Origin of the sequence: Sandarakinorhabdus sp. (assembly GCF_040398645.1) — a bacterium.
Taxonomy (GTDB): Bacteria; Pseudomonadota; Alphaproteobacteria; order Sphingomonadales; family Sphingomonadaceae; genus Sandarakinorhabdus.
In genome coordinates this window covers 3,115-22,108 of the sequence record NZ_JBBATR010000034.1, presented here as the reverse complement: position 1 = coordinate 22,108, position 18,994 = coordinate 3,115, and the positions used below count along the sequence as shown (strand labels likewise).

At 65.0% G+C, this 18,994-nt stretch carries 19 protein-coding genes and 1 pseudogene; 9 read left to right on the top strand and 11 right to left on the bottom strand.

The window, feature by feature from the left end; genetic code table 11:
• From ABWP50_RS09095 to ABWP50_RS09080, 4 genes are all read right to left on the bottom strand, one after another.
• The coding region (locus ABWP50_RS09095; protein ID WP_353217681.1) for a glycosyltransferase at positions 1-1,207 on the bottom strand (1,207 nt) is incomplete at its 3' end.
• A gap of 60 nt (positions 1,208-1,267) precedes the next feature.
• A complete protein-coding gene (locus ABWP50_RS09090; RefSeq protein WP_353217680.1) occupies positions 1,268-1,786 on the bottom strand; it encodes a DUF2141 domain-containing protein in 519 nt (172 codons plus the stop codon).
• A 29-nt stretch (positions 1,787-1,815) separates the two neighbouring features.
• Complete coding sequence (locus ABWP50_RS09085; RefSeq protein ID WP_353217679.1) at positions 1,816-2,769, bottom strand: hypothetical protein; 954 nt, start codon at positions 2,767-2,769, stop codon at positions 1,816-1,818.
• A 105-nt stretch (positions 2,770-2,874) separates the two neighbouring features.
• Positions 2,875-3,606 carry a 3'(2'),5'-bisphosphate nucleotidase CysQ gene (locus tag ABWP50_RS09080; protein WP_353217678.1) on the bottom strand — a complete coding sequence of 244 codons (732 nt, stop codon included), beginning with the start codon at positions 3,604-3,606 and terminating at the stop codon, positions 2,875-2,877.
• A gap of 153 nt (positions 3,607-3,759) precedes the next feature.
• Here ABWP50_RS09080 and ABWP50_RS09075 point away from each other — a divergent pair, with 153 nt between their 5' ends.
• The 4 genes from ABWP50_RS09075 to ABWP50_RS09060 are packed head-to-tail and all read left to right on the top strand — an operon-like array spanning position 3,760 to position 7,021.
• Positions 3,760-5,070 carry a spinster family MFS transporter gene (locus ABWP50_RS09075; RefSeq protein ID WP_353217677.1) on the top strand — a complete coding sequence of 437 codons (1,311 nt, stop codon included), beginning with the start codon at positions 3,760-3,762 and terminating at the stop codon, positions 5,068-5,070.
• On the top strand, positions 5,045-5,950 hold the full coding sequence (locus tag ABWP50_RS09070; RefSeq protein WP_353217676.1) for a haloalkane dehalogenase: 906 nt from the start codon (positions 5,045-5,047) through the stop codon (positions 5,948-5,950). The genes ABWP50_RS09075 and ABWP50_RS09070 overlap by 26 nt, the downstream gene beginning before the upstream one ends.
• A 1-nt stretch (position 5,951) precedes the next feature.
• Entirely contained in the window at positions 5,952-6,374 is a 423-nt protein-coding gene (locus tag ABWP50_RS09065) for a DUF1330 domain-containing protein (RefSeq protein WP_353217675.1), read from the top strand.
• Positions 6,371-7,021: a 2-hydroxychromene-2-carboxylate isomerase gene (locus ABWP50_RS09060; protein ID WP_353217674.1), complete on the top strand. Its 651-nt coding sequence runs from the start codon at positions 6,371-6,373 to the stop codon at positions 7,019-7,021. The genes ABWP50_RS09065 and ABWP50_RS09060 overlap by 4 nt, the downstream gene beginning before the upstream one ends.
• On the opposite strand, the gene ABWP50_RS09055 is transcribed toward ABWP50_RS09060, so the two are convergent.
• The 3 genes from ABWP50_RS09055 to ABWP50_RS09045 are packed head-to-tail and all read right to left on the bottom strand — an operon-like array spanning position 7,018 to position 10,428.
• Positions 7,018-7,641: a YoaK family protein gene (locus tag ABWP50_RS09055; RefSeq protein ID WP_353217673.1), complete on the bottom strand. Its 624-nt coding sequence runs from the start codon at positions 7,639-7,641 to the stop codon at positions 7,018-7,020. The two genes, ABWP50_RS09060 and ABWP50_RS09055, sit on opposite strands and share 4 nt — an antisense overlap.
• Positions 7,641-9,380 (bottom strand): arylsulfatase, encoded by a 1,740-nt coding sequence (locus ABWP50_RS09050; RefSeq protein WP_353217672.1) that lies wholly within the window; start codon positions 9,378-9,380, stop codon positions 7,641-7,643. Before ABWP50_RS09050 ends, ABWP50_RS09055 begins: the two co-directional genes overlap by 1 nt.
• Positions 9,370-10,428 carry an MBL fold metallo-hydrolase gene (locus tag ABWP50_RS09045; protein WP_353217671.1) on the bottom strand — a complete coding sequence of 353 codons (1,059 nt, stop codon included), beginning with the start codon at positions 10,426-10,428 and terminating at the stop codon, positions 9,370-9,372. Before ABWP50_RS09045 ends, ABWP50_RS09050 begins: the two co-directional genes overlap by 11 nt.
• Positions 10,429-10,557: 129 nt before the next feature.
• Between ABWP50_RS09045 and ABWP50_RS09040 the strand changes: the two genes are divergently transcribed.
• From ABWP50_RS09040 to ABWP50_RS09025, 4 genes are all read left to right on the top strand, one after another.
• Positions 10,558-10,938 (top strand): DUF4345 family protein, encoded by a 381-nt coding sequence (locus tag ABWP50_RS09040; protein WP_353217670.1) that lies wholly within the window; start codon positions 10,558-10,560, stop codon positions 10,936-10,938.
• Positions 10,935-12,617, top strand: coding sequence for a sulfatase-like hydrolase/transferase (locus ABWP50_RS09035; protein WP_353217669.1), 1,683 nt, complete (start codon positions 10,935-10,937; stop codon positions 12,615-12,617). Before ABWP50_RS09040 ends, ABWP50_RS09035 begins: the two co-directional genes overlap by 4 nt.
• 75 nt (positions 12,618-12,692) lie before the next feature.
• Positions 12,693-13,208 (top strand): 5-(carboxyamino)imidazole ribonucleotide mutase, encoded by a 516-nt coding sequence (gene purE / locus ABWP50_RS09030; RefSeq protein WP_353217668.1) that lies wholly within the window; start codon positions 12,693-12,695, stop codon positions 13,206-13,208.
• 8 nt (positions 13,209-13,216) lie between these two features.
• Positions 13,217-14,281: a 5-(carboxyamino)imidazole ribonucleotide synthase gene (locus ABWP50_RS09025; RefSeq protein WP_353217667.1), complete on the top strand. Its 1,065-nt coding sequence runs from the start codon at positions 13,217-13,219 to the stop codon at positions 14,279-14,281.
• Positions 14,282-15,144: 863 nt separating this feature from the next.
• Here ABWP50_RS09025 and ABWP50_RS09020 read toward each other — a convergent pair.
• From ABWP50_RS09020 to ABWP50_RS09010, 3 genes are read right to left on the bottom strand one after another with little or no spacing between them, the layout of a single operon-like run.
• A complete protein-coding gene (locus tag ABWP50_RS09020) occupies positions 15,145-15,483 on the bottom strand; it encodes a hypothetical protein (RefSeq protein ID WP_353217666.1) in 339 nt (112 codons plus the stop codon).
• A 10-nt stretch (positions 15,484-15,493) separates the two neighbouring features.
• Positions 15,494-16,786 (bottom strand): hypothetical protein, encoded by a 1,293-nt coding sequence (locus ABWP50_RS09015; protein ID WP_353217665.1) that lies wholly within the window; start codon positions 16,784-16,786, stop codon positions 15,494-15,496.
• Positions 16,783-17,529 carry a hypothetical protein gene (locus ABWP50_RS09010; RefSeq protein ID WP_353217664.1) on the bottom strand — a complete coding sequence of 249 codons (747 nt, stop codon included), beginning with the start codon at positions 17,527-17,529 and terminating at the stop codon, positions 16,783-16,785. The genes ABWP50_RS09015 and ABWP50_RS09010 overlap by 4 nt, the downstream gene beginning before the upstream one ends.
• Before the next feature lie 276 nt (positions 17,530-17,805).
• Between ABWP50_RS09010 and ABWP50_RS09005 the strand changes: the two are divergent.
• Positions 17,806-17,913, top strand: a pseudogene (locus ABWP50_RS09005) (IS3 family transposase); the annotation flags it as partial.
• A 49-nt stretch (positions 17,914-17,962) separates the two neighbouring features.
• Here the strand turns inward: ABWP50_RS09005 and ABWP50_RS09000 are convergent.
• Positions 17,963-18,994 (bottom strand): M20/M25/M40 family metallo-hydrolase (locus ABWP50_RS09000; RefSeq protein ID WP_353217663.1); only part of this gene is annotated, 1,032 nt, incomplete at its 5' end.

The window sequence follows — 18,994 nt, the reverse complement described above, 5'->3', positions numbered from 1 at the left end:
ACGCCGCGCGGCGGGCATCCACCACGGCGGCATAGCCGGCAAACAACTGCGCGAAATGCGCATCGATGGTGCGGGCGGACGGTGCAGCGGCGATTGCGGTGGTGCGCAGCGCCGGCAATTGCGGGATGGCGGCGGCGATCACCCCGGCCAGGCTGGCGGCATCCAGCGATTTGAACGCCAGGCCAAGCCCGGGCGCCAATTGATCATAGGCGGCGCCTTCGTCGGGCACGATGATCGGCAGGCCGCTGGCGCGCGCTTCGGCGCAGGCGATGCCGAAGGTTTCGGCCGGCGCGCCGTGCACCATCATGTCGGCGCTGGCGAGGATGCGGGCAAATTCGGTGCGGTCGCGCACCGGGGCGATCAGCTGGATATGCGGATTTTCGCCCACTGCGCGCGCCACCGAAGCGCGGGCATGGCCATCGCCCAGGATGATCAGGCCGAGCGGCCGGCCATAGCTGGCGGCGGTGACTCCGGCGATCACCATCGGCCATTGTTTTTCCGGGCTGTGCCGGCCAACGCCGATCAGCAGGGTGGCATCGGCCGGCAGGCTGCATTGCGCGAGCAGGCGGGCGCGCAAAGCCTCATCGCGGTTGCCGGGCGAAAACACGCCGGGATCGACGCCCAGGGCATTGTCGGTCACCTTGGTGAGGCCGCCATCGCGCAGGCGTTTCGACAGGCTGGGCGCGGCCGAAATCACCTGATCATAGCGGCCATCGAGCCGGCGCAGATAGCGCCAGAACCAATCGAAGCCGCGATCGATGGTGTGGCGCGGCAGCAGGCCATCGAGATAGCGATACACCCAGGCCGACAAGGGTTCGGCGTGCATGAACAGCGCGCGCGGTGCGTGGCCCGGCCATTCGGCCACGGCGGCGGCGCTGCCCCACGGCGACGAACATTCGATGAAATCCGGCTGTTGTTCGTTCAGGACATCGTGAATGATGCGATCGCTGGCGAAATAGAAATAATTGCGGTCCAGCGGGAAGCGCGGGCTGCGCAGGCTGATCAGGCGGGCGCGGCCCACAGTGCGCACATCATCCTCAGCGCCCGGCACCACCACGGTCAGGCGGACGCCGTGCTGCTGCGCCACCTCCAGCTTGCGGTGGGTATAGGTGCGAATGCCGCCGCCATCGGGCGAATACAGCGCGGATATGTCGACGATGTGCATGCCGCCGGTCCAAGCATAAGCGCCGGCGCCGGTGCCAGCCACTCGCGCTTACATCTGCCCACCCCGCTGGCGGGTCAAGCCTGCAATTTCAAACGCCGCCCTTCATGACCGCCCGCTGGCGCCGCCTGTGCGCAGTGGCCCAAAGCTCAGCAAGCCCTTGCGATAGTTCATCCGGATGCTGATGTCCGTCAGGCCAGGGCCGGCGGAAAAGCGGGTCATGGCCGCCTTGGGTTTGCTCAGGCCCAGCTTGGGATTGCCCGGAAAGCCCACTCCGTCCGATGACAAGCCGAATTTGCGGTTGCTGTCGCGGTCGTGCAGCAGCACCAACGTGTAAGATCCGGATGCCGGCGTGCGGATGCACACTTGCACCGCCCCGGCGCTGGGCACTGCCACTTCGACCCGGCGGAAGGTTTTGCCGGCGTTGATCAGGACATTGTCGTCTTCAAGGAAATCCTTGTCATTGTCCGGATAAAGCTCGGCGCGCAGCAGGCCCTTGCGGTCACGCAGGCCAACCACGGTGACGATCACCGCTGGCCCTGCTTCGCCTGGCCGGCACTGGCCTTCGGCGCGGCCGAGCACCGGGCTGGATTCAATCTGCGCAGCCGCCGGTGCGGCCGCCATCAGCACGGCCGCAGCCAATGATCGATGCATCATTTGCGGCGCAATCCGGCGGCTTCACCGCCAACAAGGAGCAATCCCAGACCAAGATGCGTGACCAGCAGCAGGCTGGCCATCATCGTCATCAACGCGCCCACTTCGGCATCTTGCCCGATCATGAAGACCGCAAGGCCGGCGAACACCACATCCTTGTTGGGCAGGAACGGCAACCGCGACAGCAGCATGCGCATGGCCGACAGCAGCACCCACAATTGCGCGGATTCCGCCGGCAGCGCGAGGTGCCAGCTCCAGCCCGTCAGCACCAGCGTGGCGATCACGCGCGCCATCTGCACGCCGGTGACAAACCACAGATCGCCCGCTGGCAGGCTGAACAATTTTTTCCGGAAAAACAGGATGCTGCTGGAAATCACCAGCATCACGGCCACCGATCCCAGAAACTTGGTGCTGTCGATGCCCAGATGCAGCGTATCGAGCACCGGATAGGCCAACACCATCAGCACCAGGGTGACGGCGTTGGCGGCCATGGCGGACAGGATGGCGACATCCTTCACGGCGCCAAACGGCGCTGATGTCATGCCGGTGCGTTGCCGCGCCCATGTGTAGAAATAAAGATCGCCGACATAGCCGGTGATCAGCTCGTTGCCGATCAACTTGCGCAGCAGGGCCAGAAAGCCGCTGGCCGGAATCTGCCACAGGCGGCGGAAAATCGCGAAGTCACCCAGCGGCCCGGCAAAATACGACAGGGCAAACACCAGCCAGAATGCCGGCGTGGTCGGCACCACAGCAGCCACCCGGCCGATATCGACCTGTGCCAGTTGCATGACCGCGGCGGCCAGCACGGCAAGCGTGATGGCCGACCCAACCCACCATGTCCAGCCGCGCTCACTGCGCGGCAGTGCCGGCAATTGAGCTGGCAGTTGCTCGGGATCGAGCGTGGCTGGGGCTGTGCCGGCGCCGTTTTGAACCATATCAGACGCCAAACTCATGTTCCTGACGGTTGGCGTAGCCGCCCAATATGGCAATTTCAGGACAGCTTTGTGCACAGCCAACCCGCCACTGCGCCAAAGGCTGCACCGCATGGCACATGCGGGTCAAAGCAGGGCGGCGATTGCAGCCAGCAATCCCGCCTGCGCTGCGGGGTGACAAATCAATATGTCGGGGGTGATCGGGCGCGCCTGATTGAAACGCACCGGCCGGCCATCCAGATGCGACACCGCGAGGCCAGCCGCCTGTGCCACTGCGGCCGGCGCGCCGCTGTCCCATTCATACATGTCGCCCTGGTGCAGATAGACATCGGCTTCACCGCGCAGCACGGCCAGTGTCTTCACGCCAGCGCTGCCCATCGGCACCAGCACGGCGCCGATGGCAGCGGCCAGATTGGCGGCAATCACCGCCGGCCGGCTGCGGCTGACGGCGATGCGCAACGGTGTGGCTTGTGGCGGCAGTGCCGGCGGGCGGGCGGTGCAAAAACACTGGTCCAGCGCCGGCTGCGCCACGGCGCCATCGGCAATGCGGCCATCGATGGCCAGCGCGACATGCACGGCCCAATCATCGCGCCGCTCCCGATATTCGCGCGTACCGTCCAGCGGATCGACCAGCCAGACGCGGCGCGCCGCCAGCCGGCCGTGATCGTCGGCTTCTTCTTCGGACAGGATGGCATCATCCGGCCGCTCGCGGCGCAGCGCCGCCATCAGCAGATCGTTGCTGGCGCGGTCGCCCAGATCGCCCAGCGCTGCCGGATCGGCAGGGCCGGTTTCGCGCAGCGCAAGCAGCAGTTTGCCGGCCTCGGAGGCCAGGCGGCGGGCAAGATCGGCATCAGTCATGATGAAATCCCTGCCAGCCGGTGCCCGATCCGGCAAGGGTGGCCGCGCCGGCCTGTCATGCCCCCTATTACATGCAATTGGCTTGCCAGCCGGCAGGCAGACAGGCAGGTTGCGTTCAAAGCCAGACACATGGCCTGATTTGGGGAGATGGGGATGGCAAAGCCACCTGTGGGGACGTCACCGCGGCTGCTGCTGTGGACGCTGCTCGTCGTCTATATCCTCAACTTCATAGATCGGCAGATCGTTGCCATTTTGGCCGAGCCGATTTCGCGCGATCTTGATCTGTCCGATAGCCAGCTTGGCCTGATGACCGGCCTGGCCTTTGCGCTGTTTTATGCCACCTTGGGCGTGCCGATTGCGCGGCTGGCCGACAATGGCGTCACCAATCGCAGCCGGCTGATCGCAGTGTGTGTGGCGATATGGTCTGCGATGACCGCCTTGTGCGGTCTGGCGCAGAATTTCTGGCAATTGCTGCTGGCCCGCATCGGCGTGGGCATTGGCGAGGCCGGCTGCACGCCGACAGCCCATGCCTTGATCGCCGACAGCCTGCCGCCCGAAAAGCGCGCCGGCGGCATTGCGTTTTTCGGCCTGGGCATCCCGATTGGCGGCTTGCTCGGCACCGTGATCGGCGGCGGCATTGCCCAGACCCTGGGCTGGCGCGCGGCATTTTATGTGGTGGGGCTGCCGGGGCTGCTGCTGGCCGTATTCGTGTGGTTTTATCTGAAAGACCCGCGCATCGGCCGCGCCGCGCCGCCGCATGCACCAGCAGGAGCGCCGGCGCGCCTGTCGATGTGGGCCAGCCTGAAACTGCTGGCATCATCGCCGGCCTATTGCCTGGTGCTGTCGGGCGCGTCGCTGGTGGCGTTCCTGTCTTATGGCAAGGGCGTTTGGGTGCTGGTGTATTTTCAGCGCACGCACGGGCTTTCGGTGGGGCAGACGGCGCTTTTCGTTGGCGTGACGATCGGCATTGCCGGCATTTTCGGCACCTGGCTGGGCGGCTGGGCCGCTGACCGCTTCGGCAAGACGGACAAGCGCCATATGCTCACCCTGCCGGCCGCCGGGATGCTGCTGGCCGCGCCTTTGCTGTTCATGGCCTATCAGGTGAATGATTGGCGGGTGGCGATCTTGCTGATGATCCTGCCAACTGTGGCCAATTCGGCCTATTACGGCCCGGCATACGGCGCTGCGCAAGTGCTGGCCCGGCCGGACACGCGCGCGATGGCAGCGGCGTGGATCGTGTTTGCGCAAAATCTGATCGGGCTGGGGTTGGGGCCGCTGTTGTTCGGCGCGCTGTCCGATATGCTCAAGCCGGAATATGGCGCGCAGTCGGTGCGCGTCGTGCTGTATTTTGCAGCGTGGGCCGGTGTGTTGCCGGCGCTGCTGTTCTGGCTGGGCGCACGCGCGCTTGGCCGCGAAACCCAAACGAAGGGATTGCCAGATGCAGGTGTTGCGCACGCCGGATGAGGCCTTTGCCGGCATCGCCGATTATCCATTTGCACCACATTATTGCGATCTGACCGACCGGGTATCCGGCGCGGCGCTGCGGCTGCATTATATCGACGAGGGGCCAGCGGATGCCGCGCCGATCCTGCTGATGCACGGCGAGCCGAGCTGGTCCTATCTTTACCGCAATTTCGTCGGCCCATTGGTTGCCGCTGGCCACCGCGTGATTGCGCCGGATCTCATCGGCTTTGGCAAATCCGACAAGCCGGCAAGCCGCGATGATTATACCTATGAACGCCATGTGGGTTGGATGAGCGACTGGCTGACCGCGCTCGACCTCAAGGGCATCACCCTGTTCTGTCAGGATTGGGGCGGCTTGATCGGCCTGCGGCTGGTTGCGGCGTTTCCGGAGCGTTTTGCGCGGCTGGTGATTGCCAACACCGGCCTTCCCATCGGCACCGGCTGGTCGGAAGGCTTTGCGGCCTGGCTGGCGTTTTCGCAGAAGGTGGAGACATTCCCGGTCGGCTTCATCGTCAATGGCGGCACCACCCGCGATCTGACGTCATCCGAAATCGCCGCTTATGAAGCGCCATTTCCGAACGAAGGCTTCAAGGAAGGCGCACGCCAGTTCCCGACGCTGGTGCCGATCACGCCCGAACACGCCAGCGTGGCCGAAAATATCGCGGCCTGGCAGGTGCTTGCCGGTTTCGACAAGCCGGTGGTGACTTGTTTTTCCGACAAGGATGCCGTGACGCATGGCGGTGAGCGCATCTTCATCGAACGCGTGCCGGGCGCGAAGCACCAGCCGCACACCATCGTCAAGGGCGGCGGCCATTTCCTGCAGGAAGATGCACCGGATGAAGTGGTGGCCATCATCCTGGATCACATCAACCGGGGGTAACATGCAGGTCATCAACGAAACCGCACCGCGCTCAGAGGTGGTCGCCGCCTTCTTCAGTGATGCGGATCATGGCCCGATGGTCATGGTCAATCTGCTCAAGTTCAAGGATATTGCGACCTATCCCGATGGCCGCGATCCGGAATTGACCGGGCGCGATGCCTACAACCGCTACGGCGAGGCGGTGCGCGCCTGCGTCGAAGCGGTTGGCGGCCATATCGTTTACCATGGCCCCGTCACCGGCATGCTGCTGGGCCAGGTGGAGGAACAATGGGACGCTGTTGCGCTGGCCTATTATCCCAGCCCGCAGGCCATGCTGCAGATGGTAGGCCTGCCCGAGTATCAGGCGATTGAAATCCACCGCTACGCTGGGCTGGCCGGGCAGCTCAATATTCGCACCAAAGCGCCAGCAGGGATGCCGGCATGAGCCTGAGCTTCGATCTGTTCTGGTCGTTTCGTTCGCCCTATTCCTATCTGCTACTGCCGCGCGTGGTGGAATTGGTGGCGACCCACGATGTGATCTGCAACGTGCGCATCGTGTATCCGATTGCAGTCCGTCAGGCGGATTTCTTTGTGAAGGTCGATCCGCTGTGGGCGTTTTATCTGATGAAGGACACGTATCGCACCGCCGAGTTTCTGGGCGTGCCCTACCGCTGGCCCAGCCCCGATCCGGTGGTGATGGACCCGGCGACGCGGCTGTATCCGGCCGAGCAGCCTTATATTCACCGCCTGTCGATGCTGGGCGTGGCCGCCACTGAAGCCGGGCAGGGCCTGGCGTTTATCCGCGCGGTTTCGCACACCATCTGGTCGGGCACGGTCGATCATTGGCACGAAGGCGATCATCTGGCGCAGGCCGCCGCGCGCGCCGGGCTTGATCTGGCCAGCCTTGATGCCGCCATCGCGGCTGACCCGGACCATTACCGCGCTGCCATCGAAACCAACCAGACCGCGCAGCGCGCATCTGGCCATTATGGCGTGCCGCTGATGGCGGTGGATGGGGAGCCGTTCTTTGGCCAGGACCGCTTCGATCAACTTGTCTGGCGGCTGAAGCAGAAGGGGCTGCAGGCGCGTTAGGCGTCGATCACCAGTGCCAGCACGGCCGCGATGGCGGCGGCAACGCCCAGATTGGCCGTGCCCAGCAGTGGCCACAGCATTGCGCCGCTCAACGCGCCGCCGATCATCGCCAGCCACAGCCAGAACCACGGCAGAAACGCCCACAACGGCCCGCCCGACACGGCAAGCGCCAGCCGCTGGCCGATCTTGACGAGATTGCCGGTCATGAAGGTCAGGCTGATCTTCACGTCACCGCCGGCTTCGAAGATCGTGTTTTCCGCCCCCATCGCCATCGCCGCACACAGCAATCCCGGCCACAGCCAGCCGCCGCCCGCCAGCAGCGCAGCCGCCGCCAGCAGTGCCGCCACCAGCGCCAATTGCCCGCGCCGGCGCGCCCGCGCCAATCGGCGGCCCAGCAGGCTGGCCAGCGTTACCCCGGCCACGAACGCCGCGAGCAGGCTGCCAGCCAGTGCGGCAATGTCGCTGGCCTGCGCCAGGCCCACGCCCAGCCGCGTGCTGTTGCCGCTCATGAAACTGAGGAACAGGCCGCCGGAGGCCAGGAACCCGACGGCATCGACATAGCCGGCCAGCGCCGCCAGCAGGGCAGCAATCGCCTGATCGCGCCGGGGGTGATCCTGCATCAGCGCCCAGGCTTGGGCTGCCGCCAGCGCCGGCCAGTCCATAGCCCGGCCAGTAGCAACCACAGCGCCGCCACCAGCGGCGCGATGCGGCCCGGCAACAGATCGTGCAGGGCATTGGCCTGAATCTGTGCGGGCGCGCTGTAGCCGGGCGGCATCGCCAGCACGCTGTTGGCCGTGGCCCAGCGCTGCCAGCCAGCTTGCATGGCGGCAAAGCGCGCCGGCTGGGCGGCGGCCAGATCGCGGGTTTCACCGGGATCGGCCATGATATTGAACAAATGCCAGCGGCCATCGCCATAGGGCGGCAGGTTTTTCACCAGTTTCCAGTTGCCTTGATACAGCACGGCGTTGCCCGATAATTCATGGCCTATGGCCTCCTCGGCCGGATGGATCGTGGCGGTGGGATCAAGCAGCGCCGGCACCAGCGACCGGCCCTCCAGTCCAGTAAGATCGGCCATGCCCGGCCCGGCCAGATCGAGCAGCGTCGGCGCCAGATCGACCGCGTGCGCCGGGGCCGCCACCACGCTGCCGCGCGCCTGGCGCATGGCCGGCGGCAGTGTGACGATGAACGGCACCCGCACGCCGCCTTCCCAGGCCGAGAATTTGTAGCCGCGCAGCGGGCTGGCCGCCGCGTTGGCCCAAGACGCACCAATATAGGTCAGCGTGCCGGGCTGGCCCTGGCGCGCGGGCGTCAGGTCATAGAGCAGCTTGCTCATCGCCGTGGTGAAGCCGGTGGCTTCGGGGTTGGTGGCTTCCGCGCCATTGTCGGATGCGAACACGAACACCGTGTTGTCATATTGCCCGCGCGCCTTCAGATGCGCGACCAGCCGGCCGACCTCGCGGTCCATCGCCGTGGCCATGCCGCCATATGCGGCCATGGCCCGCGCCCAGCGGGCCTTTTCTTGCGGAGGCAAAATCGCCCAGTCGCGGGTGCTGGCCATGGTGACCATCGGGCCGGGCGCCAACACGCCGGCCTGCACGGCGCCCTTGGCCCGCGCGGCGCGCAAGGCGGTCCAGCCCGCCAGATAGCGGCTGCGATAGGCGGCGATGTCGGCTTCGCTGGCCTGCACCGGGATATGGTTGGCCAGAAACCCCAAGGTCGCAAAGAAGGGCTTGTCCTGCACGCCGTCAATCTGCGCAATCGCTTCATCCACAATCAGCGTGGAGGAATAGAATCGCTGCGGCAGCCGCGCCGTCTTGCCATCGCGCGTCCAGTCGGCCCGTTCATAGAGCAGGCGGTTGGGCTTGTTCTCCCAATTGTCCGCCCCCGATTGCGACAGGGCCAGTGCATGATCCCAGCCGCGCGCGGTGGGCAGATCGGCAGCATCATGGCCCAGATGCCATTTGCCGGCATAAAGCGTGGCATAGCCCGCCGCCCGCAACCGCTGCGCCAGCGTGGTCACGCCGGGCGCCAGCACCGTGTTGTACCCCGGCTGGCCCCGATGCTGCGGCGGGATGGTTTCGGGCATGTTGCCCAGGCCGGCGCGGTGGCTGTTCACCCCGGTGAGCAGCATCGCCCGGGTGGGCGAGCAACTGGCCGCAACATGAAAATTGGCAAAGCGGGTGCCGCTGCGGGCCAGCGCATCGATGTGCGGCGTGGCAATTTCGCTGCCATAGCTGCCGGGATCGGAAAAGCCCCAATCATCGGCGATGATCAGCACGATGTTGGGGCGGGTCTGCGCTTGTGCTGGCGTGATCAGCGCGGTGCCGGCCAGCAGCAGGGCCGCCAGCCTAGAGCGCATCTGCTTCCACCGCCGCGCTGCCCGCTGGCAGGTGCAGCACGAGGCCATCATGGGCGATGCGGATCGGCCCTGCGAAGCGCGCGCCGGCATCACCCAGGAACGCCGCGTGCAGCAGGCGGCTGGGCAGCGGCGGCGCGATATGGGTGAGCACCAACATACCCACCTTGGCCTGCGCGGCGATATCGGCGGCCTGTTCGGGCGTGGTGTGATAATTCAGAATGTCCCGCGTGATCTGTGCCGTGCGCGCTTGCCCTGCGGCGGCCAGCCCGCGCGTGATGCCGGCGACCAGCCGCGGCTGCAGCGCCTCATGCACCAGCAGGTCGGCACCCTTTGCGGCCGCGGCCACTGCCGGGCTGGCCGCGGTATCGCCGCTGATCACCGCCGTGCGGCCCTTGTATGTCAGACGATAACCGAACGCCGGCGCAATCGGCGCATGATCGACTGCAAACGCCGTCACCATCAGGCCGCCGGCATTCCACACCACGCCGGGGCCCACATCGCGCCCCGCAAACTGCCCGCCGCCGGTCGGCGTGATCGCCTCGCCGTGGTGCGCGGTGCGATAACCGGCATCGGCGTGGAGCATTTCGTTGTAACCCGCCGCCAGCCGCGCTGTGCCGGCCGGGCCGATCAGTGGCAGCGGTGTGCGCGCCGCGCTCCCCGTCCAGCGCATCAGCAGCGCCGGGCCGAGCCCTTCGACATGATCGCTGTGCAAGTGGGTGATCAGCACGCCATCAAGCCCGCCCAGCGGCACACCCCAGCCAGCCAGCTTGCGCACCCCGCCGTCACCGCCATCGATCAGCAGCAGGGAGGTGCCGGCCTGCACCAGCAGGCAGGATTCGGCGCGTTCAGGATCGGGCAGCGGTGTGCCGGTGCCGCAAAAAATCAGCGTGAGGCCATCGCTGCGCCCATCACTGTTCGGGGCCAGCGCGTTGCGGCCGGCGCGCTGCTGCGCGAGGGCAATGTAGGCAGCCTCACCCAGCGGCGCGCGAAACCACCACAGGCCCGCCGCCAGCGCCAGACCCGCGATGATTATCCCCAAGCGCCGCATGCGCCAAGCCTAGGCGGGGGCCGACCGGGTGACAAGTGCCAGGGGGCGCACGCGCGCAGCCACCTTTGCGCTGGCATTGGCTGGCTTTGCGCTGTTAGTCTGTGGACGGGACACGCCGTGGGGGGATTGATGACTGGTATCTTGCGAATTGCTGTCGGGCTGATTGCCGTGTTCAACATCGCCATCGGGCTGATGTTCCTGTTCAACCCGGCCGGCGTGGCGGCGCAGTTTTTCCTGATCCCGGATGGCGGGCAGGGCATGGCCACGCTGCGGGCGGATTTCCCGGGATTTTTCATCACCGGCGGCGTGTTTGCGCTGATCGGTTCGTGGCAGCGTGATGCCCGCGCGCTGCTGGTGCCGATGCTGCTGCTGGCCATTGCACTCACCGGGCGCTGCGTGTCGCTGCTGGCCGATGGCATCGGGCCTGCCGCGATCCAGCCGATGGTGGCCGAAGCCGTGATGATCAGCGTGCTGGCGCTGGCCCGCCGCGCCTTGGTCGCCCAGTCATGAAGCGGGCGGCCACGTTGCTGCTCGGCGGGGCGGCGCTGCTGGTTGGCGGGCTGTATCTGTCGGCAGATTACATCAAGCTCAACCTGAACCACTGGATCACGCCGGCCACGCAGCCGAACCGCGCCGTGGTCTGGCAGCAGGGGCCAGCGCAGGGGCCGACTGAAAACCGCCCGCCCAACATCGTGCTGATCGTTGCCGACGACCTGGGGATCAATGATCTGACCATCACCGGCGCTGGAGCTGGCGGCATGCCGACCCCCAACATCGATGCGGTGGGGCGCGAAGGCGTGGTGTTCGCCGGTGGCTATGCCGGCAATGCCACCTGCGCGCCCAGCCGGGCGGCGCTGCTCACCGGGCGTTATGCCACGCGTTTTGGCTATGAATTCACCCCCACCGATGTGAAACTGCCCGGCTGGTTTCCCACCGGGTTGTTCCGCCCCGATGCGATGTTCGCGCGCAATATCGCCAGTTTTCCCAGCGACTGGTCGGTAAAGACGATCTTTGACGAAGAGGCGGCGCGGAACCTGCCGCCGCCGGGCGGCAAGGGCGTGCCGGCCGCCGAAATCACCATTGCCGAACAATTGCACGCCAGCGGCTACCACAATATCCATCTGGGCAAATGGCATCTGGGTGAGGCCAAGGGCATGCGGCCCGAAGACCAGGGCTTTGATGAAAGCCTCGGCTTCATCATCGGCGGCCAGATGTTCCTGCCCGAAAATGATCCCAACGTGGTGAACAGCAAGCAGGATTTCGATCCGATCGACCGGTTCCTGTGGGCCAATCTGCCCTATTCGGTGCAGTATAACGGCAGCCCGCGCTTTGCGCCGGACAAGTACATGACCGACTATCTCACCGATCAGGCGCTGTCGGCGATCCGCGCCAATCGCAGCCGGCCGTTTTTCATGTATCTGGCTTATAACGCCCCGCACACGCCGCTGCAGGCGCTCAAGAGCGACTACGATGCGTTGTCCGGCATCAAGGACCATCGCCGCCGGGTCTATGCCGCGATGGTGCGGGCGGTGGACCGCGGCGTCGGCAAGGTCATGGCGGAGTTGAAGGCACAGGGCCTGGATGACAACACGCTGGTGATCTTCACCTCCGACAATGGCGGCGCGCATTATGTCGGGCTGCCGGAAATCAACCGGCCATTTCGCGGCTGGAAGGCGACATTTTACGAAGGCGGCATCCATGTGCCGCTGCTGATGCGCTGGCCCGCGCGCATCAAGCCGGGCAGCCAATATGCCAACCCGGTCAGCCATTTCGATATTTTCGCCACTGCTTCAGCTGCGGCTGGCGCGGCGCTGCCGGCGGACCGGGCGATTGATGGCGTCGATCTGATGCCCTTTGCCGCCGGAACCACCAGCGCGGCGGCGCATGATGCGCTGTTCTGGCGGTCGGGCGGTTACCGAGCGGTGCGGCAGGGGAACTGGAAACTGCATAGCCTGGGCCAGCAGCGCGAAACCCGCCTCTATGATCTTGCTGTTGATCCCACCGAACGCCGCGATGTGGCCGCGCAGCAGCCTGAGAAAGTCGCCGCCCTGACCGCCATGCTGGCAGCGCACGACCGTCAGCAGAAGCCAGCGGCCTGGCCCAGCCTGATCCGCTCCCCCATCCCGCTCGATCGTCCGCTTGGTGTGAAATCGTCGCCGAAAGATGACTATATCTACTGGTGGAATTGACGTGCTGGAATATCTTTGCCTGCTGCCCGCCCGCCGCGTAGAGGAGGCAACTTTCGCACAGAAGGACTTTGGTTCATGGCCAGCGAAGCCGCCACCACTTCACCAATAAGCGTCGGGATCATCATGGGCAGCCAATCGGATTGGCAGACCATGGCGCATGCCGCCGATATGCTGGCGCTGCTGGGCGTTGGCCATGAATGCCGCATCGTTTCGGCGCACCGCACGCCTGATCGCCTGTATGATTATGCCCGCACGGCAGCCGGGCGCGGCCTGCAGGTGATCATTGCCGGCGCCGGCGGGGCTGCGCATCTGCCCGGCATGGCGGCAGCGCTCACGGCGTTGCCGGTGCTGGGCGTGCCGGTAGAATCGCGCATGCTCAAGGGGATAGACTCGCTGCTGTCCATCGTGCAGATGCCGGCCGGGGTGCCGGTGGGCACCTTTGCCATCGGCAAGGCCGGCGCTGTGAATGCCGCCCTGCAGGCCGCGGCGATCCTGGCGCTGAACGATCCGGCGCTGGCCGAGCGGCTGGCGGCGTGGCGGCAGGCGCAAACCGATGCGGTGGCGCAGGTCCCGTCTGACAGCCTGCCTTGAGGGTGGCGATGCTGCCGCCCGGATCGACCATCGGCATTCTTGGCGGCGGCCAGCTTGGCCGCATGCTGGCCATGGCGGCGGCCAGCCTGGGCTATCGTTGCCATGTGTTTGCCCCCGAAACCGATGCGCCGGCCAGCGATGTGGCGGCGGCGACCACCCGCGCCGATTATGGCGATGCCGATGCGCTGGCGGCGTTCGCCGCGCAAGTGGATGTAATCACGCTGGAATGGGAAAATGTCGATCGGGAGGCTGTCCGGCAGCTGGCTGAGCTGGTGCCGGTGCATCCCGGTGTGCACAGCCTGGAGGTTGCGCAGGACCGCATGGCCGAAAAGCAGTTCGTGGAATGGCTGGGCGGCCGCACCGCGCCGTGGGCACAGGTGGACAGCCGCGCCGGCCTGGATGCGGCCATCGCGCAGATCGGCCTGCCGGCCATCTTGAAAACCCGGCGCATGGGCTATGACGGCAAGGGCCAGGCGCGGATTTTGGTGGCCAGCGATGCCGATGCGGCGTGGGACGCCATCGGCCAGCAGCCCGCCATCCTCGAAGGCTTTGTGAATTTCGCCCATGAATTCAGTGTGATCCTGTGCCGGGGCCAGGATGGAACCATGGTGGATTGGCCGGTGCCGGTGAATTTGCACAAGGCCGGCATCCTCGCAACGTCAACCCTGCCGCCGCCAGCGCTGGTGCGGGCGCAGGCCGGCGAAGCGGCGGCGCTGGCCCGCACCGTGGCCGAAAAACTCGGCCATGTCGGTGTTTTGGCTTGCGAATTTTTCGCCTGCAGTGATGGCCCGCGGTTTAATGAAATGGCGCCGCGGGTGCACAACAGCGGCCATTGGACCATCGAAGGCAGCGCCGCCAGCCAGTTTGAAAACCATATCCGCGCCGTTGCCGGCCTGCCGCTGCGCCCCACCGGCCTGATGGCCAGCCATATCGAAATGACCAATCTGATCGGCGCCGATGCCGATGCCTGGCCGCGCCTGCTTGCCGATCCCGGCGTGCATGTGCATCTGTATGGAAAAGGCGAAGCGCGGCCGGGCCGCAAGATGGGGCACGTCACCCGTTTGGGAAAATAGCGCGAAATCAACATGTTCCGCTGGCAAACCGTGGACCTCCGCTGGGCCCGCGTGTCCCCCGGCTGGCCCACGGTGACTGCGCGGTGGCCCCCGGTGTCCGCCCGCTGGCCCGCTGTTTCGCGGCAACCGCCCGCGACCATCAAGTGGATCATGGCCGGCAAATTGCCGCGCCAGGGCTTGCTGATCAAGGCGCACACCCAAGCAAAATAGCCTCCGGCGGGCAGGGGCTGAGCCCGATATTCTGGGGAGCGCTTAGGGGAGCAATTGTCGTCGGCGTTGCGGATGGCGGCCCGGTTCCAGCCTGACAGCTTTGCGCCCTCGCCATTGTCGTTCGGCGTGACCCTTGCCAGGCTGGTACCTTGCCGCTCAATCAGCAGGCCCGCCACCAATTGCCAGCGAGCAGTTTTGGGACTTTTCCGTCATTGCCGGCGGCGTTGCTTTAGGTCGGTTTTTACCAGAGGCTGACATTTTCGCTCTTTTATATGTGCGTTGTCGCATGGCGAGGCCGGAGCCGTCTGCGGGCTAGCAACTTTCCGCTGGTAAAGGTCGCAAGTGGACCTTCAATAGGCTCGCATTGGAGGCCGAAAAACGACCCGCTTGCAGGCATTCAGCGCGGTTGCCGCTGGTCTCGCCTCCGGACAACCCTTCATGCGGACGAACAGCGCGTTTATTCTCGCAGCGGCCGCCCTTATTGGACGCCGCGGGCGGAACGCTGTGCTGGCCGGCCGACGGCGTCCAACAGCCGGGTCTGCAACCATACTCGCTCTGGGACGGAGCGGCGAGGTTGTGTGTGGACAGCTCACCGACGGCATCGCGGGCCCTTCGGGTGCTCGGCTGCCGCTGGTCGGCAACCCTGCGGTCGCTTAACGATCGAAGAGCCGCGCGGTATCGACGACCAGCGTCTGGCCATCGAAGCCGAGTGGCGCGATCACCACACCACTTCCCGTCACGCCGCGAACAGTTGCGGGCAGGAACATGACGCTGGATTCATGCTGACCCGCGAGGAAGACCGGCGCACCTTTGTTGAAGCCCAGCGCGGCTCGCGCCCGAACCTTACCGATTTTGAACTGTTGCGCCTTGTTATCGACGATTACGCAGACCGAGGCCATACCGGGGCGCATTGGGTCCGCGCAGGTGATGCCGGGAACCCATGCTTCACTGTCATCAAATTGGACCTCGACGGGTTGGTTGCCGTGAAACATTGTTCGCTCCTCAGGACCCCGGTGCTGCGGCGGGAGTGACAGTGCCCGCCTTCCACGCATTCTTGCGCGCGTCGAAAACACCCTTTGCCGCCTTCTTGGCGTTTGCGTCGGTGCCAATCTTCAGCCGGTCGAATACCACGAGAATCGCGTCAGCGCTGGCACGCAAGCCGGCCTTGTAAGCTGCCTCACGCGCGCTTTCGACGGCCAGCGTGGTCTCCGCCGCCTGTACCGGTTTGGCGGCATCGAACACCGGCGTCGCGGCTGTCGCCCCTGTGGGCTTGGAGATCGACACGGGTGCACCATAGGCGGAGGCGATCAGGCTCAATGCCGAGGTGCCGACTTTTTTCACCATGTCGGCGGTGGAGCGAACGTCGAATACGAAACCCTTGACCGTGAAGGCACCGGTATCGTTGAGTTTAAGCACGACATCGGTGCTTCCGCCCTCGCCTTGCCCAAGCGCCTTGTTGTATTCCGGCGCCCAATAGACATCAGGGGCTGAGGTAACGAAAAACGCTTCGTCGCGGTCGTGAAGCAACGCGCCACCACCAATCAACGTTTGTTGCGCTACTGTGGCATATTGTCGTTTTACAATCGTTGGTGAATTCCCGAAGACTTCCGCGAAGACTCCATTGTCCAAATGTGGATACTTGTCAAAAAATGTAACATTACCGTCAGGTTGGGTTTCTTTGAGTTTAGCTGCACCGAGCGACGGATAATGCGCGCCAAAGTCCGGGCATTTTCGGCCCGCTTCTGCGGTGACGTTGATGTACTTCTCGATTTCTACCCGCCGCTGGCTCAGGCGTCCCAACGTTGCTTGGTCCAGTCGATTCTGCAACAAACTAGGTGCGCGTTGCTTGTCGGTCGCGCTGTCATCCGGCGTCATCAGGATCGGCAACGCCTGCGTGTCAAAGGCCAAAAGCGCCGCGACATGGTTACTGTAAACTTGGTCCAGTAACTTGCCCGCGAGCGAGTCGTCACGGTCCGCCGCGATGAACTGACGCTGGCTCCGCCATCCATCCTTCTGTGCCTGATCGACCGCGCGCGCTTCCTGCTGCCCGGCAAATTCCAGCCACCCCGCATAGCAAGCCACCAGCTCCTGACGACGCAATTCGCGCAATCGCTGTGCCAGCGCCATCACCTCGCCGTGGTCGCCGCGTGCCAACGCATAGCCCGTGCTCATCAAATTGCTGTCGCTCGTCGCTGCCGCGACATAGCTTGGGTTAAGCACATCAACTTCCACGAGCAACTTGGCGCAGCCCGGCAGCGTCAGTGCCGCTCCGAGTAGGATCAGAAGGCGCTTCATTGGTTTGCTGCCGGACGATTGGCGGCAAACCACGCTCGCGCCTCCGCATCGGTGGCAAAGACAGGCGGCGCACCGCCAAGTTCGCCGGCGATTGTCCGCAAGATTTGCAAATAGGTGCCCTCGACTTCGGTCGTGTTCAGGCCATCGGCATCGGCATACAGCGCGTCGAGTCCGGCAATCGTCCCGGACCGCTGCGCGTCGGAGATCGGTTGGACTGCGTTGGCTCGCGCTGCCGATGTGATAGTGCCGCGGTTCAACAGGAACAGCGTCGAATTGAGCAGGATCTCGTTCTCGGCAAGCGAGCCAATGGTTCCGGCGATGGCGTCGGCATTGGTGCTCAGGATCATGACGAATGCGCCGTTCTTGGCGACTGCGCCGCCCAACGGCACAAGGCGCAATCGCTCTTCTTGCTTGGTACGGCACGCCGCATCGCCGGGATCGGCGCAGTCGAGATATTTAAAGATCGGTGCCACGCCATCTCCAGCCGTCAACGGTTGCGATTTGGCCTCGTTAAGAAACAGATCGACGGCGCGCTCGTCGTAATAGCCCGAAATGTAACGGGCGCTTGTGAATTCGGTCCTGCCCCGCACCGTCAATCGAAAGAAATTGACCGCCTTGCCGCTGACCGGTTCGACCGACGCAAAATAATGGGTTTCTTTGAACGTGCCCTGACATGACGCGAGTAGCGCACACGCAGCGATCAACGCGCCTTTCGGAGCCATGCCCCGCAGCAAATATGACATTGGCCGCCCCCTCCCGAGTTCCCCAGTGAAGAACTCGCCACATCAACATAATAGAAATTAGTTCAGGTTTACTTTGTTGGCAAGCAATTCTCACAAGGGGGCTGGGCGGTATCAACGCCGCCCTCCGCGCCGCCTGTTGAGCTCGTTGTTCAACGTCGTGATGGCGATGATCGCCGCTGCGTTGCCGATGAAATTCTTGAGGATGCGGAACTCGTTCATGAAGCGGTCGACGTCGAGCATCAACGCCATTCCTGTGACGGGCACGCTCTGCACCACGCCGAAGCCGCAATCTTCCAGTACATCAACGGGTTCTACAACTCCCGAAGACGACACTCATATCCCGGCGGCATCAGCCCGCTAGCTTTCGAAGCCAAGGCGGCATAGCGAGATAGGTGACCGACACGAGACAATTACAAGTCCGCTTTGCCCCGGCTCAGCGTTTGGCCGCTGGTTTTGGCTGCGGTGCCTTGGGTGCGGCGGCTGCGAAGGCGGTGCCGAAATAGTCGCCTTCGTACCAGCGCGGGGCGGTGGGGGCGTTGGCGAGGCGGCGGATGATTTCGGTGTTGAGGCGGGTCCATTTGGCGGCGGCGGCCCAATCGAAGGGCAGGTCGAGCTGGTCGGAGACTTCGTGGTAGCTGTTCAGGCGGAATTTGCGTTCGGCTTCCTTGCAGGATTGGCCGCCCTTGGTGTCGGCCCAGCCGGTTTTCAGGAACACCGATGGCACGCCCTTGCGCACGAACGGGTAGTGATCGGAGCGGGTGAACACCGCTTCTTCGGGTTGCGGATCGGGGGACAGGCCGAGTTTCTGGGCCTTGGCGGCGGCGGCGACCACTTGGCCGATGGTGGAGCGTTCGCCGCCAAAGGCGACGACATCGCCGAAATCGCAGGTGAGGATCGGCATGTCGATGTTCACATCGGCGACGATGCGGTTCACGTCCACGGTGGGCTGGCGGGCGAAATAATCGGCGCCGAGCAGGCCGGATTCCTCGGCGGTGGTGGCCAGGAACAGCACGCTGCGCTTGGGCGGTGATTTGGCCAGCGCGGCCGCGGCCTCCAGCAATGTGGCGCTGCCGCTGGCATTGTCCATGGCGCCGTTGAAGACCGCGTCTTCGCCGGGCTTGGCGTCGGCCTTGGTGCCGACATGATCGAGGTGGGCGGAGATGACGACGATCTGCGCCGCCAGCGTCTTGTCGGTGCCCGGAAGGAGCCCGAGCACATTGGGGCTGGTGATGCGCTCCACGCTGGTGGCGCGGCGCACGGTGAGTTGGCCGGCCAGCGCAAAGCCCTTTACCGGGCCCTTGGCGGCGGCGGCCTGGACATCAGCAAAGGCCATGGGGGAGCCGGCAAACAGCGCGGCGGCGGCGCCATCATCGATGGCCGCGCGCACCTTGAGGGCGGAGCCATCGCCCAGCGCCTTGCCATCGGGGCCGAGCAGCAGCCGGCGCGGCAGGCGGGCGCGGCTGGC

Bases quoted from the DNA above. Each gene is read 5' to 3' on its own strand.
- ABWP50_RS09090 (WP_353217680.1), bottom strand. From the start codon at position 1,786: ATGGCGGCCGCACCGGCGGCTGCGCAGATTGAATCCAGCCCGGTGCTC.
- ABWP50_RS09085 (WP_353217679.1), bottom strand. From the start codon at position 2,769: ATGAGTTTGGCGTCTGATATGGTTCAAAACGGCGCCGGCACAGCCCCA.
- ABWP50_RS09080 (WP_353217678.1), bottom strand. From the start codon at position 3,606: ATGACTGATGCCGATCTTGCCCGCCGCCTGGCCTCCGAGGCCGGCAAA.
- ABWP50_RS09075 (WP_353217677.1), top strand. From the start codon at position 3,760: ATGGCAAAGCCACCTGTGGGGACGTCACCGCGGCTGCTGCTGTGGACG.
- ABWP50_RS09070 (WP_353217676.1), top strand. From the start codon at position 5,045: ATGCAGGTGTTGCGCACGCCGGATGAGGCCTTTGCCGGCATCGCCGAT.
- ABWP50_RS09065 (WP_353217675.1), top strand. From the start codon at position 5,952: ATGCAGGTCATCAACGAAACCGCACCGCGCTCAGAGGTGGTCGCCGCC.
- ABWP50_RS09060 (WP_353217674.1), top strand. From the start codon at position 6,371: ATGAGCCTGAGCTTCGATCTGTTCTGGTCGTTTCGTTCGCCCTATTCC.
- ABWP50_RS09055 (WP_353217673.1), bottom strand. From the start codon at position 7,641: ATGCAGGATCACCCCCGGCGCGATCAGGCGATTGCTGCCCTGCTGGCG.
- ABWP50_RS09050 (WP_353217672.1), bottom strand. From the start codon at position 9,380: ATGCGCTCTAGGCTGGCGGCCCTGCTGCTGGCCGGCACCGCGCTGATC.
- ABWP50_RS09045 (WP_353217671.1), bottom strand. From the start codon at position 10,428: ATGCGGCGCTTGGGGATAATCATCGCGGGTCTGGCGCTGGCGGCGGGC.
- ABWP50_RS09040 (WP_353217670.1), top strand. From the start codon at position 10,558: ATGACTGGTATCTTGCGAATTGCTGTCGGGCTGATTGCCGTGTTCAAC.
- ABWP50_RS09035 (WP_353217669.1), top strand. From the start codon at position 10,935: ATGAAGCGGGCGGCCACGTTGCTGCTCGGCGGGGCGGCGCTGCTGGTT.
- purE (WP_353217668.1), top strand. From the start codon at position 12,693: ATGGCCAGCGAAGCCGCCACCACTTCACCAATAAGCGTCGGGATCATC.
- ABWP50_RS09025 (WP_353217667.1), top strand. From the start codon at position 13,217: ATGCTGCCGCCCGGATCGACCATCGGCATTCTTGGCGGCGGCCAGCTT.
- ABWP50_RS09020 (WP_353217666.1), bottom strand. From the start codon at position 15,483: ATGTTTCACGGCAACCAACCCGTCGAGGTCCAATTTGATGACAGTGAA.
- ABWP50_RS09015 (WP_353217665.1), bottom strand. From the start codon at position 16,786: ATGAAGCGCCTTCTGATCCTACTCGGAGCGGCACTGACGCTGCCGGGC.
- ABWP50_RS09010 (WP_353217664.1), bottom strand. From the start codon at position 17,529: ATGTCATATTTGCTGCGGGGCATGGCTCCGAAAGGCGCGTTGATCGCT.